This window comes from Tolypothrix sp. PCC 7601 (assembly GCF_025677855.1).
In the GTDB taxonomy this organism is placed as follows: Bacteria; Cyanobacteriota; Cyanobacteriia; order Cyanobacteriales; family Nostocaceae; genus Aulosira; species Aulosira diplosiphon.
The window spans coordinates 4,310,409-4,326,425 of sequence record NZ_CP064879.1 but is presented as its reverse complement, the minus strand read 5'-3'; the positions used below and the strand labels follow the sequence as shown (position 1 = coordinate 4,326,425).

The following is a 16,017-nucleotide window of genomic DNA, read 5'->3' as shown; positions in this document are numbered from 1 at the left end:
CAAAGCCTAGGAATGATAAATAATATCTTGTTCGGTTAAAGACTCATCATAAATACCAGAGGGGTCAAGCGGGCAGGTAATACTAATTCACGAAAATTCTAATCCAGATGATTTTTCGTAGGGGTTTAGCAATGCTAAACCCTCTACCTAAGTATGTGTATCATGATTAAAGCGATACAAATTTGGTCAGAAAAGCATGAAGAATTGGATAATTCGGGGATGAGGGGCAATAGGGATTGGGTAATTGGTATTTATCCCCCTCATCTCCCTAATTACCTCAACAATTAACACGGCATCAACGCATCCACTCTTCCCAAAACTGCCATATCTTCTGCGTCTAATTCTATGCGTGTGCCGCTACGAATTAATTCGGAAAAGTCTTCATTTGGCACCATAATTGTTAACGTATACAAGCGAGAATTACCTGTATTTTTAATTAAATGAGTGCCTGTTGGCGGTACTAATAAACTATCACCAGTTTTAATTGCGACTTTCTTCCCATCGCAAATAGCTACCCCTTCTCCTTTAAGAACAAAAAACATTTCTACTGCCCATTGATGACGATTTGGAGGTGTATGTCCACCGACATCAAAAATTTCAACACAACAAGTTAAGGAAGTATTGGCATTGGCTGTATCAAAAATAATTGCTAACCGATTAGAATCATTGGGACTAATGCGGTAAACTTGGTAATCTTTGGGAGATTTAATGAGAGGAATTACACAACGAGTAGCGTGCATTTATGTATCTCCTTGGTTGGGGATTGGGGATTGGGGATTGGGGAACTCGGGGCCCCCTCTGGGGATAAGGGGGATTGGGGATTGGGGAACTCGGGGCCCCCTCTGGGGATAAGGGGTATTGGGGATTGGGGATTGGGGAACTCGGGGCCCCCTCTGGGGATAAGGGGTAATGGGGACTGGGGAAAAGGAACAAAGAATATAATAATGACTATTGACTCTTGTACAGATGCGATTAATCGCGTCTCTGCAACTTTTGACTCAGCACTCAGCACTCATTACTCAGCACTGTTTTCCAGGGCTGTTAAAATTGCTGGGGAATCTGTGACAAAACCAAAGCATTGTTTGACGTTATATAGAGTTGCTAGCCAACAATAATCGGGGGATGTTGTGGCTGTACAATCTTTGACTAAAATGCAGTCATATCCTAGAAAATTCGCATCACATAGGGTAGTCATGACACATTGATCGGCATTGACACCAGCGAAGAATAATGTAGTCTTTCCTAGGTTCCGCAAGATACTATCTAAGGGTGTGTCCCAAAATCCACTCATGCGGTATTTATCCACAAGAATATCTTCTGGTAACTGTTGCAGTTCTTCTACTACTGCGGCTGCCCAACTCCCAGCCATGAGGACTTTAGCACCGTTGGTAGGTAAGGGATGACCTAAGCCTACACCTTCGCCTGTGGGATTGTAGACGTGATGTAAACCAGCACTAATATTTAGTAGATCGGGGCGATTTCCCCAATTCAGCCAAATCACTGGGACACCTGCAACGCGCAGTTGGGGAAGTAAATTTTGTAAAGGTGCAATTGGCTGGCGGGCTGGGGTAACATCTACACCAATATGCGCTAACCAACCATCGGGGTGGCAAAAGTCATTTTGCATATCAATGATGATGATGGCAGCTTTTGCTAAATCCAGGCGCAGAGTTTTAGTTTCTGTTGATAAGATAGCGGGTTGTGGGGTCTTTTGCGGGCGTGTAATATCTGCGATCGCATGGTTGACTGTCCAAGCGTTTGGTGCAACTCCCAGGGAGTGAAAAGGCTGATTCATAAAATTGCAAAACCCAACACCATTTTCTATTTTGTAACCTGAAATTCACTTAGGCGTTCGATTACTTAATTAAGGTTAAAATCATGAAGTTTACTATCCAGAATGTTTTGACTGTCACAGATGATGCTTATGCAACTGTTGATGTCCAAATTGTGGACGGTAAAATAGCTGCTATTGGTTCTAATTTAGATGTTATTGGTACGGTAATTGATGGCACACATCAAATGTTGCTGCCTGGGTTTATTAACGCCCATACCCATTCTTCGGAAATGTGGCAACGTGGGGCGATTCGTCCCTTACCTTTAGAATTATGGCTGGCGGAACTGTATGAATTTTCGCAACTAAATTTAGAAAAGGTTTATCTCAGCGCTTTGGGAACGGCGGTAGAAACTTTACTTTCTGGTGGTACGAGTGTAGTAGATCATTTAGTATTAATTCCTGGGCAAGAATTTGAAACGATCGCAGCGGCGATTCGCGCTTACACAGAAGTGGGAATTCGGGCTTTTATCGCCCCGTTAATTCAAGATGAATCTTTGACAGCCGGGATACCATCGGGAGAAACCCAACAAAACCATGAACCTTATTTTCGCTCTACTGCTGGGACTTTAGAAATTATCGCAGCAGTTGTACAGCAGTTTCATCGCCCAGATGAAGGGGTGAGTATTTTAGTTGCACCTACAGGGATTCAATTGTGTAGTGATGCTTTATTCACCGGATGCATTGAATTAAGCGATCGCTATAATCTGAGTCGTCACTCGCATTTGCTGGAAACCAGGGCGCAGGAAAAACTCGCCCAAGAGAAATATGGCTGTTCGGCTGTAGAACATTTGAAGCGGATTGGCTATTTAAGCGATCGCACTTCTTTGGCGCATTGTGTCTGGCTAAGTGAAGCTGATATTGATATCCTCGCAGAAACGCAATCTACAGTTGTTCACAATCCCCTCAGCAACTTGCGTTTAGGTAGCGGTATTGCCCCTATTTTGAAATATCAACAAGCAGGAGTTAATGTTACTTTTGGGTGTGATGGTGCCTCTAGTAATGATTCTCAAGATTTACTAGAAGCTATTAAAATTGGCTCTATTTTGCATAACGTTACAGACTTAGATTATCAACAATGGATTACACCCCGGCAAGCTGTCGAAATGGCATCTTTAGGCGGAGCTAAAGGAGTAAATTTTGCCGATAAAATTGGCTCTTTAGAGGTGGGTAAACAAGCCGATTTAGTACTTTATGATCTTACCAATTTATCACTTTTACCTCGTACAGATCCTATAGGTTTATTAGTGTTAGGCAGACCCAGCAATGTAGTCCATAGTGTCTGGGTAAATGGTAAACAAATTGTTGCTGATGGCAGAGTTACCACTATAAATGTTGATGATTTACGACAACAAATCTTCCATCAAAGCCAGTGGGATACTCAGCGTCAGTCGCAAACTGTAGCCCAACTTGCAGCACATTATCGTTCAGTTATGGGTTTGAAGCAATAATTATGAATTCGTAATTCGTAATTCGTAATTACTATAAGACTCATATTTGATTTTTGAAGTTCACGTAGTGGCACGACAAGGCTAAAATGTGGCAATATAATTTTCTTGTGGGGTGGACATCTTGTCCGCCCAGGACGGGCAAGATGCCCATCCCACAAGAGTTTGAATAATGCACCATTTTAGTCTAGACACGCCAGTAGGATGCGTTAGCGCTAGCGTAACGCATCAGCGCCAAATCTTTTTGTGCTTTAGAGATTCTGCTTTCTGCATCAACACCAGCCAATTTTTACCTCATCCAAATGAAACCTACTGTAAATAAAAAGCTGCAAGATTTAAATAACCTTGCAGCTTTCTTATATTAATGAAATCAGATAATACACAATAATCTCTGGCAGTAAAGCAGAGATTATTTAGATGCCATTTAGGAAGCTAATGCAACTTCCACTAATTGCTGTAATTCACCTTTTTGGTACAGTTCAATTAAAATATCTGAACCGCCAATAAATTCACCATCAATAAAAACTTGGGGAATGGTTGGCCAGTTAGAATATTCTTTAATTCCTTGACGAATTTCGGCATCTGAAAGCACGTCATAAGTCTCGAAAGGTACACCCAAAGTATTAAGAATCTGCACAACGTTGTTAGAAAAACCACATTGGGGCATTAACTTATTTCCCTTCATGAAAACAAAAATTTTGTTTTCTTTAATCAGGTTATCAATTTTCTCTTGAGTTTCTGGTGACATGGTTTTGATGTTTCCTACTTTTGCTTATAGTCGAGAATCAACAGTCAGTATCTAAACTGCTAAGAAGCGGCTGTTGTCTGCCAAGCTTCAGGAGTATAAGTTTTTAATGCTAGGGCGTGAATTGCTTCAGTTGACATAGCTTGCCGCAAAGCACCGTAAACTAACTGGTGTTGTTGTACCAGTCTCTTACCTGCAAACTGCGATGAAACTACTGTTACCTGATAATGGTCACCACCACCAGTCAAATCTTGCACTTGAATCTGAGCATCTGGCAGTTCCGCTTTGATCATTTCCTCAACCTGCTGCGGACTAATCATCGCAATTCCTGAAAAAACTTCTTTTCTATTATTAACAGATAGAGAGCGATCGCCTTTACCAGTTGCAAGTTTTGGCAGGTTTACGGCTGAATTCGCTCTAGGCAAGGGTTTTTGACAATACCTTAAGGGCTGGCAGTTAATTCTATCCTACCATTAGGTTATTGAGAAGCTACTATTGTCACAAAAGAGAAAATTGCTAAATTTTGATTATTTTTGAGAAGATGACGAACTTCCACCTTGGCGGGGATAGGGAGTATCGACAAAACCTAACTCAAATAACTGTTGGTAGGCTTTCTTGCCTAAATCTCTGGTGGGGTTTTGACTTTTGATAATTTGAATGAGCAATGGTACGGCTAATTCTGACTGATTTTGTGCCCGATGTACTAACGCTAGTCTATAGGTGGCTTCATCTCGCTTCTGGGCGCTCTCTAGGGCTTTTTTGCGCTGAGAATCAGAAACTCTGGTGTCAATTCCCGAAAAACTAGAGTTGAGATCTTGGTAAAAATTAGATAGCTGGTTAAAAACCTGACGTGCTTCTTGGAGTTTCTTCGCAGCTACGTCATATTTTTGGGAATCAACAGCGGCTTGTGCTTCGCTCATCAAACGCTCACCGCTTTCAATGCTCAACAGGGTATTATTTGGCGCTACAGGACGTAGGTTATTGGGATTGTTAGGATCAATTGGTTGTGCTTGGTTATTGCTTGGTAAATTAATTACCTGAGCATTCACTGGTGCTAGCAGACAGAGGGCTGCTATGAGTGATAAAGAACTGAAGCGCATCCAGGGAACAGCAGCGGCTAGGTTCATGGGATCAAATCGTGCGACAAAGTATATAAAAAGTAACGGAAACTTCGGGTATCTTAACTCTGTTTTTGTCTTTGACCAAGCAAAGTAACATACTAAGTTTCTTTGTTTTAGACTGAAAAACAGCTTCATTGTGTTCCTTCAGCCCATAATCATAGTATCTAAAATTGCTCCTATGAATGATCCCAACAATTTAACAAATTCTGGCAACACAGGTGTACCAGCCAGCAATCTGGGTATGGTATTACAACGCGGTGGTGAAGAATTAATTTTAGAAAAGGTTTTGGATCGTTTCAGTGTCCGTCTTTCTACCAATATTCCTCGTGAACAATTATCTCAATTTAGTTGGGGAACTTGGCACCGGAGTATTCCTCAAGCCAGGCTAGAAGTTTTTACGGTAGCACCTAACCAGTTAGATACGGCAATGTCTCAAGCACGTGCTGACCAAAATGTGGCTTTTGCCAGCCATATTTACAAACTCAAAGATAATCCTGGGACTTTTGTTTATCTCAATGACCAAATTACAATTCAATTTGCCGATGGAGTTGATGCAGCTAAAATCAATGCTCTCGCTACTGCCTTTAACTTAGTGCAAGATAAACCAGTCCTGGGTTTACCTAACACTTTTGTCTTTCTTGTCAGCAAACAAGCCCAAGAAAATCCCATTAAAATTGCTAATCAATTGCAAGGAATCAAAGAAGTATTAGTAGCTGAACCAAATATTTTAGTACGCCAAGAAACTCATTACAAACCCCGCGATCCGCTTTATCCCAAGCAATGGTATCTCAACCACAATGGCAGCAACCAATTAGCCGCGGGTTCTCATATTTCTGTGGAATCGGCTTGGGATATTACTCGCGGTGTGCGTTCTGTAGTGGTGGCGGTGGTTGATGATTCTTTTGACTTGAACCATCCCGATTTCCAAGGTAGCGGTAAAATTGTTGCCCCCAGAGACTTGAAAGAAAATGACTTTTTACCTTTACCAGATGTAGAGGAAACTAGCCACGGTACAGCTTGTGCAGGTTTGGCTGTAGCTGAAGAGAATGGTAAAGGCATTGTCGGAGTTGCCCCCGGTTGTGCTTTAATGCCCATTCGCACCACTGGTTTTTTAGATGATGAATCGATTGAAGATATTTTCAATTGGGCAATTGAAAAGGGCGCTAGTGTGATTTCTTGCAGTTGGGGAGCATCGGCTGTTTATTTCCCCTTATCTTTGCGCCAAAGTGCAGCTATTACCCGTGCCGCTACCAAAGGACGCAATGGTAAAGGTTGCGTGATTTTGTTTGCAGCTGGTAACGCCAACCGCCCGATTAGCGGTACTGTGTTTGAGCGCAATTGGCCAAAAAATTTACTGTCAGGTGATACAGATTGGCTCAGTGGTTTTGCGGTACATGCCGATGTGCTAGCTATCTCAGCAGCTAACAGTTTGGCTAAGAAATCTGCCTATAGCAATTGGGGTGAAAACATTGCCGTATGTGCCCCAAGTAACAACGCTCCTCCTGGGATGTGGTTTCAGGATCAAGGGTTTATGGAAACACAACCTGCGATCGCCACTACACTATCAGGATTAGGAATGCTAACTACCGATCAATTAGGTGCGGCTGGTTATGATGCTGGGGATTTTACCAGCAACTTTGGTGGTACTTCTGCCGCAACTCCTGTGGTTGCAGGTGTAGCAGCCCTAATTCTCTCCGCAAATCCCGATTTAACTGCTAAACAAGTTAGGCGGATCTTGCAAGAAAGTGCTGATAAAATTGTGGACAGCAACCCCGATCCGCAATTGGGTTTCAAGGAAGGAACCTATGATAGTAACGGTCATTCCCAATGGTTCGGCTATGGTAAAGTCAACGCCGCTAAAGCAGTACAAGCTGCACAGCAAATGCGTGCAGGTACATCAACTGCTACTAAGCAAGTCAAGGGCAGAAATGATAGTAAATTAGGAATTCCAGATAACAATAAACAGGGAATCAAAAGTGCGATCGCCATCTCTGAGGCGAACCTGGTTCAAGATATTCAAATATCAGTTAATATTACCCACGATTTCTTAGGAGATTTAGAAATCTATGTAATTGCTCCCAATAAGGAGCCAGTCTTATTACAAAACCGCACCCTAGGTCGCCGTACCAACTTACAAGCAACTTATACAGTGCGATCGCATCCAGCCCTCAAACAGCTACTATCAATATCAGCTAAAGGTAACTGGCAATTGCAAATTATTGATTATGTACCCCAAGATATCGGTCAGCTTAATAGTTGGGAATTAATTTTAAGTGTTTAGGGCATGGGGCATGGGGCATGGGGCATTGGAAATAATAAGTTGTGTATGAGGTATTAGCTATTAAATAGGGCTTGCTGAAAAAGTCATTCCAAGGCAAGAGAAAAATTGACTCAGTAGTCAGGGAAGAGCAAATATAAGTTTTTGTTGTCTGCAATCAAACGGAACATCACTTTTGCTAATAAAAGAAGTGAAAAAAGATGTAATGTTGAAAAATTGGCATAAAAATTCCCAAAAAAGCCGTGAAACAAGGGTAGAAAGATTCATGACTAAAAAAGTAATAGCAATAGCAGTGACAGAGGTATGAGGAAGTTTAGCCATGACTCTACCCAAGCTAAATCTTCGTTTACCTTGTCCGAATTTACCCTCAATAGAGTTACGAATTAGCTCATCTTCTCGTGCTTGTTTCTTTTTTTCAGGACTGACATTTTTTAGGTGGTCTCCCTAAAGGTGGCCCACTAATTCTAATTCCTCTTTCTTGACACCAAGAGCGGTTGTCTCTAGTGCGATAAATTTTATCAACATGAACTGATTGAGGATAATACCCGGTGTAGTTTTTTGTAGGCTTCTACTTGTGATTTTAAGTCGCCTGATTCGTTAAAATTATCCCAACTAATATGGTCTAAAAATACATAGCCATCATAGCAACTAGCTGAAAGCTTTGCCCCAAACTCTACTTTTTTTCCAGCTTTACCACGGACTATCGGACGAATGTGTGGTTGATTTAAACTGACAATACGGTCTTCTATACTAATTTTTTTATTTTCATATAACCAAAGTTGTTGACGATAAATTTCTGCTACTACCAGTAATTTCTTATATTGCCTATTACTCAGGTTGAAGAGTGACGCACCTAACTCCATTAGCTGCTGAATGTGAACTAAATTTCTTTTGATATATTGTAGTTGCCGTTTAATGGCTTTCCTTCTTTCTTTAATGGTCGGTTTTCTTTTTTTGGCTACCAATAAGTAATTCTTTCTAGCTATATTTCTATAGGTTCTCGGTTTTTTTGATACTCTTTAACAAGAGGGAGTTATATAAAATATCTATAATTGTTTCTGTATGCTTTCTGGCTTGATTTAATAATCCTAAGTCTGTGGGATAACTGATATCCGCTGGCGCACAACTCGCATCTAATATTAATTTTCCCCGATTGGTCGGCTCATTTTTTAAATCCTCGGTTTCTGACTTTTTTGATTTTACTTCTACCTCCTCTTTACTTTCTAACACTTGCTTGACTATTTCTCGATTCAGTTTGTTAACTAATTTTATATCTATTCTTTCTCTAAAGTGAACTAACATTGACGCATCAAATGGGGCATTATTGCTATAGCAAGACATTCCTATAAAGTATTGCAGATAGGGATTCTCCCTAATTTGCTCTACTGTCTCCCTATCACTTATGCCTAGTTTTTCTTTAATTATTAATGCCCCTAATGCCATCCTAAATGTTTTGGCTGGCGCGCCCATTTCTGCTGAAAATATTGCTGCGTACTCTGCTTCAAATTCTGACCAAGGTATCATCTCCGCCATGATTACCCAACGGTTATCTGAGGCTAGTTTTCCCCCAAAGGGTAGTTCAAAGTCTTCTGCTGCTGTTTCTTGCTTTTGCGCTTTTCGATACATATCAACGCAACTTGCTACAAGGGTTTTTACTTACTTTATCCTTTTTCCTTGCACTTTATTCTCTTTTGTCCCCCCAAATCTCTTGATTTATCTAGGTTTTTTGTTTATTCTGCAAGCCCTAAATAAATGCCACATAACAAATGCCAAAATTAAGAATTAGGCATTTCGACAAATGTCGGATTAGTAATTTCTGCTTCTTGGTGACTTAATTGTTGCAAAGCTTTAGCTAAATCAGCAGTTAAGCGTTTAGCATTTTGTTTGACACAATCGTTACTATAATCGGCAACTTTGATAGCTGGGGCAATGTTAATCATCACATCTGTACCCCAATTGGGATAAGGCTGGCTGTAATTAATACTAATAGGTAGAATTTTAATTCCCAAGTCTGGCTGACTGGCTTCCGCACTTAAAGCTAACCGCGCAATTCCGGATTTGAGGGGGTGAACTTCCCCATCCCGATAAATCCCGCCTTCTGGGAAAATAACTAAAGTTTTTTTCTGCTCAAGTAGCTCAATACCATGACGCAGGGTGCTAATTGCTGGACGTTTAAGATCGATAGGGAAACCGCCCAAGTGACGCACAAACCAGCCTTGGATTCCTGTACATTCGCTGCTAGTCACCATAAAGCGTATGTCTTTTTTTGACCGACAAGCGATCGCAGCATAGGGTACGAGTAACGCATCCCAACGGGAACGGTGGGTAGGTGCAAGAATTATCGGCCCGGTGGTGGGGAGATTTTCTTGTCCGGTAATTTGAATGTGACCAAAGAACGCTGGTAACAGGACGTGACGACCTAAAAGATACGCAACAGGCGCTAGCCAAGAAGAAACCCCTGAGGTAGTATGAGCCACCTTGTGATTTGTGGCGGTAGTTGCTATTGTTTCTTGACAGGTAGGATGAGCAGAGTAAAATTCCATCATCGTGGTGGCTGCTGATTTTGTGATAGATTGTGACGAAACCTTGATTAATTACACCGTAATTTTTCTTTTGTTACTTGTGTCCTACCTATTGGACAGTTTCATCTCTGTCTGCTAGTTTCTTCGATGTCGTCGGGTAGCAAACCAAGCTTGCAACTGCTGACGGCAGGTAGACTCTAAAATGCCTCCAATGACTTTGAGACGGTGATTTGAAGCAGCACTATCGGGGATGTTGATAACAGTACGAATGGCACCAGTTTTGGTATCGTCTACTCCATACACCAACAATTTCAGGCGAGAGTGTATAATGGCACCGGCACACATCGGGCAAGGTTCTAAGGTGACATAGAGCGTACATTCATTCAGATGCCAATTTTGTAAAATTTTTGCAGCAGTCCTTAAAGCAATAATTTCTGCGTGAGCTGTGGGGTCTTTGTCGCGTTCTTTCCTGTTTTCACCCTCCGCCAGCGCATTACCCCCAGCATCGACGATTACAGCCCCTACAGGTACTTCTCCGGCATCACCGGCAGCTTGTGCCAATTTTAAGGCATGGGTCATCCATCCTCTGTGAAGAAGATATTCTGGGTCTGCAATAGACATTTTAAAAGTGGTAATTGGTAATTGGTAATGGGTGATTGGTATTTAATTAAATCAAATTTTACCTGGGTTTTAAGATTTTAATCTGTGCCAATTTTAAAGAATTGGTAATAGGGCAAATTAAGGCTGATTATGTCAAGTTTTCTAGATAAAAGGAAAGTAATATTAGTGCAAGAAAGCTAAAAGTATGAAAGTAAGAGCTAGATTTACTCTGTTAAGTGTTTTGAACCCAAAATTGGTTTTGGGTTAAAGGTTTTTTCTTTTCCTTTTCCCATTCCCCTTTTTCCCCTTCACCGACAAGTATTGCTAAGTAGTTAAACAAAATTAATTACACAATGTCATTGCGAATGGAGCGGAGCGGAATGAAGCAATCGCAAGGGTTGAGATTGCTTCTCTTCGAGACGCTACGCGTTAAGCGAAGCTATGCCGAAGGCTTTACGCTGCGCTCGCAATGACTGTAATTAATTTTGCGTGGTTACTTATATGATGTAGACCTTTGAGGTGTTGAAAATTTTAGCTTTATTTCCGCCATGTCGTTTTAGGTTCATTATTTAGATAACATACAGCAAATTGCTGTTTCATGAAATAGAAAAAATTATTATCCAACTCTTGTGGAGCAGACATATTACCAGCTACAGGCTGATATCATTAGATGAAATTTGCGCTAATTTTATCAATAGTTGCTTGATGGTACAAGCCCCCAGATTTATCTGTGGGATCAATCGAAAATCTAAAATTGTTTGGCTGGAGTAAAAGGTAAAAGGTCAGGATTGATTACCCTTTCCCCTTTCACCTTTTCCCCCTTCCCCTCTATTAAGGTTTAAGCTTTAAAAATACGCCACCTTTGAGCAATCCCGGATCGTTACCGTAACTGCTAACCGTGAGCGATCGCAGATTTTCAAAAAAGGGTTTACCGACTACTTCTACTAGTTTAAGAATCGGTAGCTGGCGTTCTACAAGTTTTTGGCTTTTTGTCCAGTCAAGATATATGTAACCTTGATTAGGCTGGGGAATAGCTGCAATACTATCTTGGAAATCGCGATTTTTAATTAAAGAGTTGTCTTTAACGTTGAGAATTTCCGCCATTGTCTCTAAATCGGAAGCGAAAATTTCGTAATTCCCTAAAGTTGTATGTACTCCCTGCACTTTTGTCTCTACTGTAAAAGCGGAAGGCTTAACATCAGCTTTATTGCTATTAGCGATTAATTCAGTCCAAGCGGAGATTTTTTGTTGATTGAGGCTGAGAGAATTCACATTCAGCCCTTTAGCTGCGGCGATCGCATCTAAACGCGCAATTCCTTGGGCTACTTGCGGTGATTGTTCCACCACAAACACCCAACTGTTACTTGCTGGCTGCTTTTGGGGTAAGAGTGCGATCGCATATTCGCCTTCTACCCAGCTAAAGATATCTTCAGTTAGATTTATCCCCCAACGGTTTTGCAAATCCTTCAATGGTTTCGCCATCTTCGATTTCATACCTTCCTGAGAAACCGCTAGGGTTGCTGTAACCTGTTTCCAGAGTTTGGCTAAATCGGTGTCACCCAAATTGCTTAAATTAGTACCAGAGATAGCTAAACCTGCTGATGTGGGGATATATTGCAATGCGCCTACAGGTTGAGATAATGATGGCGCAGGAGAACCAGCAATACTTTCTGGGGAATTTGCACTTAAAAAGCTAGTTTCTGCGATTAATCCTTTGGAATTCAATACAAAGGAAATAATTTCGCTGTCATAAGTTGATTCTTGCAGTTCTAACCCTTGCCATTTTGCTAAGGAAGGGAAATTTAAGAAAGCTGCAGCCACAGCACCTTTAGGTAATTGTTCTTTAGCTTTTTGATATTGCACATAGCTGTTTAAATTTAAATCGGGAGCTTGGACATTATTAATCGCATCTTTGAGTACTTTCAAATCGTTAGCGAATAAGACAAACTCATTCCCAACAACCGCACCAGCGATAAAATCTTGCTTGGGTGGTGGATTGTCGTAAATTAGTTTTACCCCTTCATATTCTTCAGTTGCTAAATTTCCCCCAGCTAATACCCGCTTAGAAAACAGCAAATCTACAAACTCACGACTTTTTTGTGATTGCGTAGTTGCTAGCGCCAGCAAATATCCAGATTGCTGTCCATTTTCTGGTTCGCGATCAATATCTAAGCTAGTAACAGCGAGAGTAATTTCATTACCTAACCAAGGTTGAATATCTTCTTGGTAATCGATATTACTCTTCGCCAATAAACTAGTTTTGAGCTTCGATAATTCACCTTCACGCTCTAACGCCTGTAATTTGTCTGGATTTACTAATAGAGAAACTGTAATCGGAGAAAATTTCGATACAAATATAGCTGCGCTAGATTGCGGAGAACTAGAAGCCACAAGGTTAACTGGACTTTTCACGAAAAACCAGTAATAACCACCAATCACAAACAATATGAATGCGATCGCACCTGCTACAAGGAAGGTGAAAAACGAGCTTTGCCTGTTCACATTTAACATACTAAAGTTAACAATTTAGGAATCGATGCTCATGCTACGGTTACGATCTTCATGTCAACATAAATAATATAGGATTGTTTACAAAACCTCATGACAGGCAATTCTCCTAATCAACCCATTGCCCACATTAGCGTTGAGGAACTTGCACAACGTCTCTCAACCAAGGATTCCAGTATTCAGCTAGTGGATGTGCGCGAACCTCAAGAACTCGCGATCGCTAGCATTGAGGGTTTTGTTAACTTCCCTCTCAGTGAATTTGCAGAATGGGGCGAGCAAGTCCCCACCCTCTTAAATCCTCATACTGAAACCCTAGTACTCTGCCACCACGGTATGCGCTCTGCTCAAATGTGCCAGTGGTTACTCGCTCAGGGTTTTACCAATGTTAAAAATATTACAGGTGGCATCGCTGCTTATTCTCAGCTAGTTGACCCTTCAGTGCCGCAGTATTAGGGATTGGGGACTGGGGATTGGGGACTGGGGATTGGGGACTGGGGAAAAACTATTACTCATTACTCATTACTCATTACTCATTACCCCATGCCCCATGCCCAATGCCCCATGCCCCATGCCCAATGCCCCATTCCCTTTTCCGCAATTACTCTGTAGGTATATATCTAAAGTGAAAAAAAATCCGTGCTAACACATACATTTTTTCCTAAAAGTTTGTGGAAAAATATGCTTATGTAAGCCACAATGTAGATGACTACAACCAGCTTTGATGATAATAGTCAAGCTCTTTTCCAGAGCGGCTGAAGAATAAATTAAAATATAAATTAATATTAATTAATTTCTGCTAGATAAATAGCTAGCAATGTTAACTCACAATTAGCTATAGTAGTTTACTATTAATAATTTTTTTTCATTTGCGGGGAAACCCAGACAATTTTTGCAAAGTTTCATTAAAATTTTTTGCCTCAGCCAAGAATACCTTATGCAAGTCCAGTTGACAAATCGACAACAGCATATACTTTGGGCAACAGTACGTCATTATATTGCTACGGCAGAACCTGTAGGGTCAAAAGCGTTAATTGAAGAGTATGACCTAGGGGTGAGTTCAGCCACAATTCGCAATGTGATGGGTGTCCTAGAAAAATCTGGTTTACTATTCCAACCACACACATCTGCTGGACGAGTACCTTCGGACTCTGGATATCGCATTTATGTAGATCAGCTAATTACACCATCAGAAGCTTTGGCTAAAGAGGTAGAACAAGCGCTGCAAAAACGCCTACATTGGGAAGATTGGAGTTTAGAAGCTCTATTGCATGGTGCAGCGCAGATTTTAGCTAGCTTGAGTGGTTGTATTAGCTTGATTACTATGCCGCAAACTAACACAGCATTGTTACGCCATTTGCAATTAATGCAAATTGAAACGGGGCGAATCATGCTGATTGTGGTTACAGACAACTATGAAACGCATTCGCGGTTAATGGATTTATCGCCAACGCGAGAAGAAACCAAACTTGATGCAGAAGTAATCGATCGCGAATTGCAAATCGTCTCTAACTTTTTGAATAGCCACCTGCGAGGACGCAGTTTGTTGGAATTAGCCACCCTAGATTGGAGCGAATTAGATCAAGAGTTCCAACGCTATGGCGAATTTCTCAAAACTTCTGTTGCAGAATTAGCCCGTAAGACTGTTACGCCCACAGCCACACAAATTATGATTCGGGGTGTGGGTGAAGTTTTGCGCCAGCCAGAATTTTCTCAAGTCCAACAAGTGCAAACAATTATCCATCTGTTGGAAGAAGAACAAGACCAGCTGTGGCGATTAATCTTTGAACAGCCAGAGGTTGAAGATCAGAGCAAGCCACGGGTAAATGTTCGCATTGGTGCAGAAAACCCACTCGAACCAATACGCACCTGTACCTTGATTAGTTCTACCTATCGTCGGGGTAGCATTCCCGTTGGGAGTGTGGGAGTTTTAGGCCCCACACGCCTAGATTACGAAAGTGCGATCGCTGTTGTAGCTGCGGCTGCTGATTACCTATCGGAGGCTTTCAGTTAATCAGATGACATTATGACGAGAAAAATAGGCTTTGGGTTGTTGTGGCTAGGATTTATTGTTTATGCATTTTTTCTCGCCCCACCCGATCGCCCTAATACATTCGAGTTAATCAAGAATTTGAGCATTGGGCAATGGCAAGGTATTAACCCTTTAGTCATTGCTCTGTTTTACATCATGGGTATTTGGCCTTTAATTTACAGTGCTTTAGCACTGTTTGATGAGAGAGGACAAAAAATCCGAGCTTGGCCATTTGCGAGTGCATCTTTTGCAGTCGGAGCATTTGCACTTTTACCCTACTTAGCTCTACGCCACCCAAATCCACAGTTTCAAGGACAAAAAAACGCTGTTCTCAAACTGTTAGATTCTCGTGTAACTGGAATTGGTTTAACTATAGCCACAACTATTTTAGTTGCCTATGGTTTACAAGGTAATTGGAGTGATTTTGCACAACAATGGCAAACTAGCCGCTTCATCCATGTGATGAGCCTAGATTTCGCTTTACTGTGCCTATTATTCCCTGCATTACTAACAGATGATATGGCACGTCGCGGCTGGAAAAATCCTGCATTATTCTGGTTAATCACTTTAATTCCCTTGTTCGGGCCTCTCATGTATTTATGTGTGCGTCCATCTCTACCAGAAAGGGGATTAGACACAGTATCTAGTTCGCAACAAACATTGACAAATTAAATTCACGCCTCCAGATTCATCCAGGGTACACATTGGATTTTAGATTTTGGATTTTAGATTTTGGATTAAATAGGACTTACGCAATAACTCTTCCAAACTCTCTTTACTTCGTGTTCTTTGCGTACTTCGTGGTTCGTTTTTTCATGATTTTGCGTAAGTCCTGTTAAATAATTAACCAAGCCAAAATATAATATCAATTTCAGAGGAACGTATTCTTTCTCCTCTGCTCCCTCTGCTGACATAGCGATTGATTATTTTTTTAT

The 16,017-nt window shown here is 41.2% G+C and carries 14 protein-coding genes and 1 pseudogene; 6 read left to right on the top strand and 9 right to left on the bottom strand.

Annotated elements, in window-relative coordinates; translation table 11 throughout:
• Nucleotides 1-284: 284 nt before the first annotated feature.
• On the bottom strand, nt 285-740 hold the full coding sequence (locus HG267_RS17785; RefSeq protein ID WP_045869431.1) for a cupin domain-containing protein: 456 nt from the start codon (nt 738-740) through the stop codon (nt 285-287).
• Between the two features lie 275 nt (nt 741-1,015).
• A complete protein-coding gene (locus tag HG267_RS17780; RefSeq protein WP_045869432.1) occupies nt 1,016-1,795 on the bottom strand; it encodes a cysteine hydrolase family protein in 780 nt (259 codons plus the stop codon).
• A gap of 83 nt (nt 1,796-1,878) precedes the next feature.
• On the opposite strand from HG267_RS17780, the gene HG267_RS17775 reads away from it, so the two are divergent.
• On the top strand, nt 1,879-3,282 hold the full coding sequence (locus HG267_RS17775) for an amidohydrolase (RefSeq protein WP_045869433.1): 1,404 nt from the start codon (nt 1,879-1,881) through the stop codon (nt 3,280-3,282).
• Between the two features lie 421 nt (nt 3,283-3,703).
• On the opposite strand, the gene grxD is transcribed toward HG267_RS17775, so the two are convergent.
• The 3 genes from grxD to HG267_RS17760 all read right to left on the bottom strand — a co-directional run bounded on the left by grxD (nt 3,704) and on the right by HG267_RS17760 (nt 5,151).
• Nucleotides 3,704-4,027, bottom strand: coding sequence for a Grx4 family monothiol glutaredoxin (gene grxD, locus HG267_RS17770; RefSeq protein ID WP_045869434.1), 324 nt, complete (start codon nt 4,025-4,027; stop codon nt 3,704-3,706).
• Between the two features lie 59 nt (nt 4,028-4,086).
• Nucleotides 4,087-4,344, bottom strand: coding sequence for a BolA family protein (locus tag HG267_RS17765; protein WP_045869685.1), 258 nt, complete (start codon nt 4,342-4,344; stop codon nt 4,087-4,089).
• Between the two features lie 207 nt (nt 4,345-4,551).
• On the bottom strand, nt 4,552-5,151 hold the full coding sequence (locus HG267_RS17760) for a hypothetical protein (protein WP_045869686.1): 600 nt from the start codon (nt 5,149-5,151) through the stop codon (nt 4,552-4,554).
• Nucleotides 5,152-5,323: 172 nt separating this feature from the next.
• Between HG267_RS17760 and HG267_RS17755 the strand changes: the two genes are divergently transcribed.
• Nucleotides 5,324-7,426, top strand: coding sequence for a S8 family serine peptidase (locus HG267_RS17755; RefSeq protein ID WP_045869435.1), 2,103 nt, complete (start codon nt 5,324-5,326; stop codon nt 7,424-7,426).
• 117 nt (nt 7,427-7,543) lie between these two features.
• Here the strand turns inward: HG267_RS17755 and HG267_RS17750 are convergent.
• From HG267_RS17750 to HG267_RS17735, 4 genes and pseudogenes are all read right to left on the bottom strand, one after another.
• A pseudogene (locus tag HG267_RS17750) lies at nt 7,544-9,049 on the bottom strand (IS5 family transposase).
• Between the two features lie 149 nt (nt 9,050-9,198).
• Nucleotides 9,199-9,966 (bottom strand): lysophospholipid acyltransferase family protein, encoded by a 768-nt coding sequence (locus HG267_RS17745; RefSeq protein WP_045869910.1) that lies wholly within the window; start codon nt 9,964-9,966, stop codon nt 9,199-9,201.
• 114 nt (nt 9,967-10,080) lie between these two features.
• The gene (tadA, locus tag HG267_RS17740; RefSeq protein ID WP_071989380.1) at nt 10,081-10,566 is read right to left on the bottom strand and encodes a tRNA adenosine(34) deaminase TadA; all 486 of its coding nucleotides are present in this window, start codon (nt 10,564-10,566) and stop codon (nt 10,081-10,083) included.
• A gap of 810 nt (nt 10,567-11,376) precedes the next feature.
• A complete protein-coding gene (locus tag HG267_RS17735; protein WP_045869912.1) occupies nt 11,377-13,056 on the bottom strand; it encodes a DUF3352 domain-containing protein in 1,680 nt (559 codons plus the stop codon).
• 90 nt (nt 13,057-13,146) lie between these two features.
• Here HG267_RS17735 and HG267_RS17730 point away from each other — a divergent pair, with 90 nt between their 5' ends.
• The 4 genes from HG267_RS17730 to HG267_RS17715 all read left to right on the top strand — a co-directional run bounded on the left by HG267_RS17730 (nt 13,147) and on the right by HG267_RS17715 (nt 15,754).
• Nucleotides 13,147-13,506 (top strand): rhodanese-like domain-containing protein, encoded by a 360-nt coding sequence (locus HG267_RS17730; RefSeq protein WP_045869913.1) that lies wholly within the window; start codon nt 13,147-13,149, stop codon nt 13,504-13,506.
• A 3-nt stretch (nt 13,507-13,509) separates the two neighbouring features.
• Entirely contained in the window at nt 13,510-13,662 is a 153-nt protein-coding gene (locus HG267_RS17725; protein WP_155539177.1) for a hypothetical protein, read from the top strand.
• A gap of 325 nt (nt 13,663-13,987) precedes the next feature.
• Nucleotides 13,988-15,064: a heat-inducible transcriptional repressor HrcA gene (gene hrcA / locus HG267_RS17720; RefSeq protein ID WP_045869914.1), complete on the top strand. Its 1,077-nt coding sequence runs from the start codon at nt 13,988-13,990 to the stop codon at nt 15,062-15,064.
• Nucleotides 15,065-15,076: 12 nt separating this feature from the next.
• Complete coding sequence (locus HG267_RS17715) at nt 15,077-15,754, top strand: hypothetical protein (RefSeq protein ID WP_045869915.1); 678 nt, start codon at nt 15,077-15,079, stop codon at nt 15,752-15,754.
• Nucleotides 15,755-16,017 lie beyond the last annotated feature (263 nt).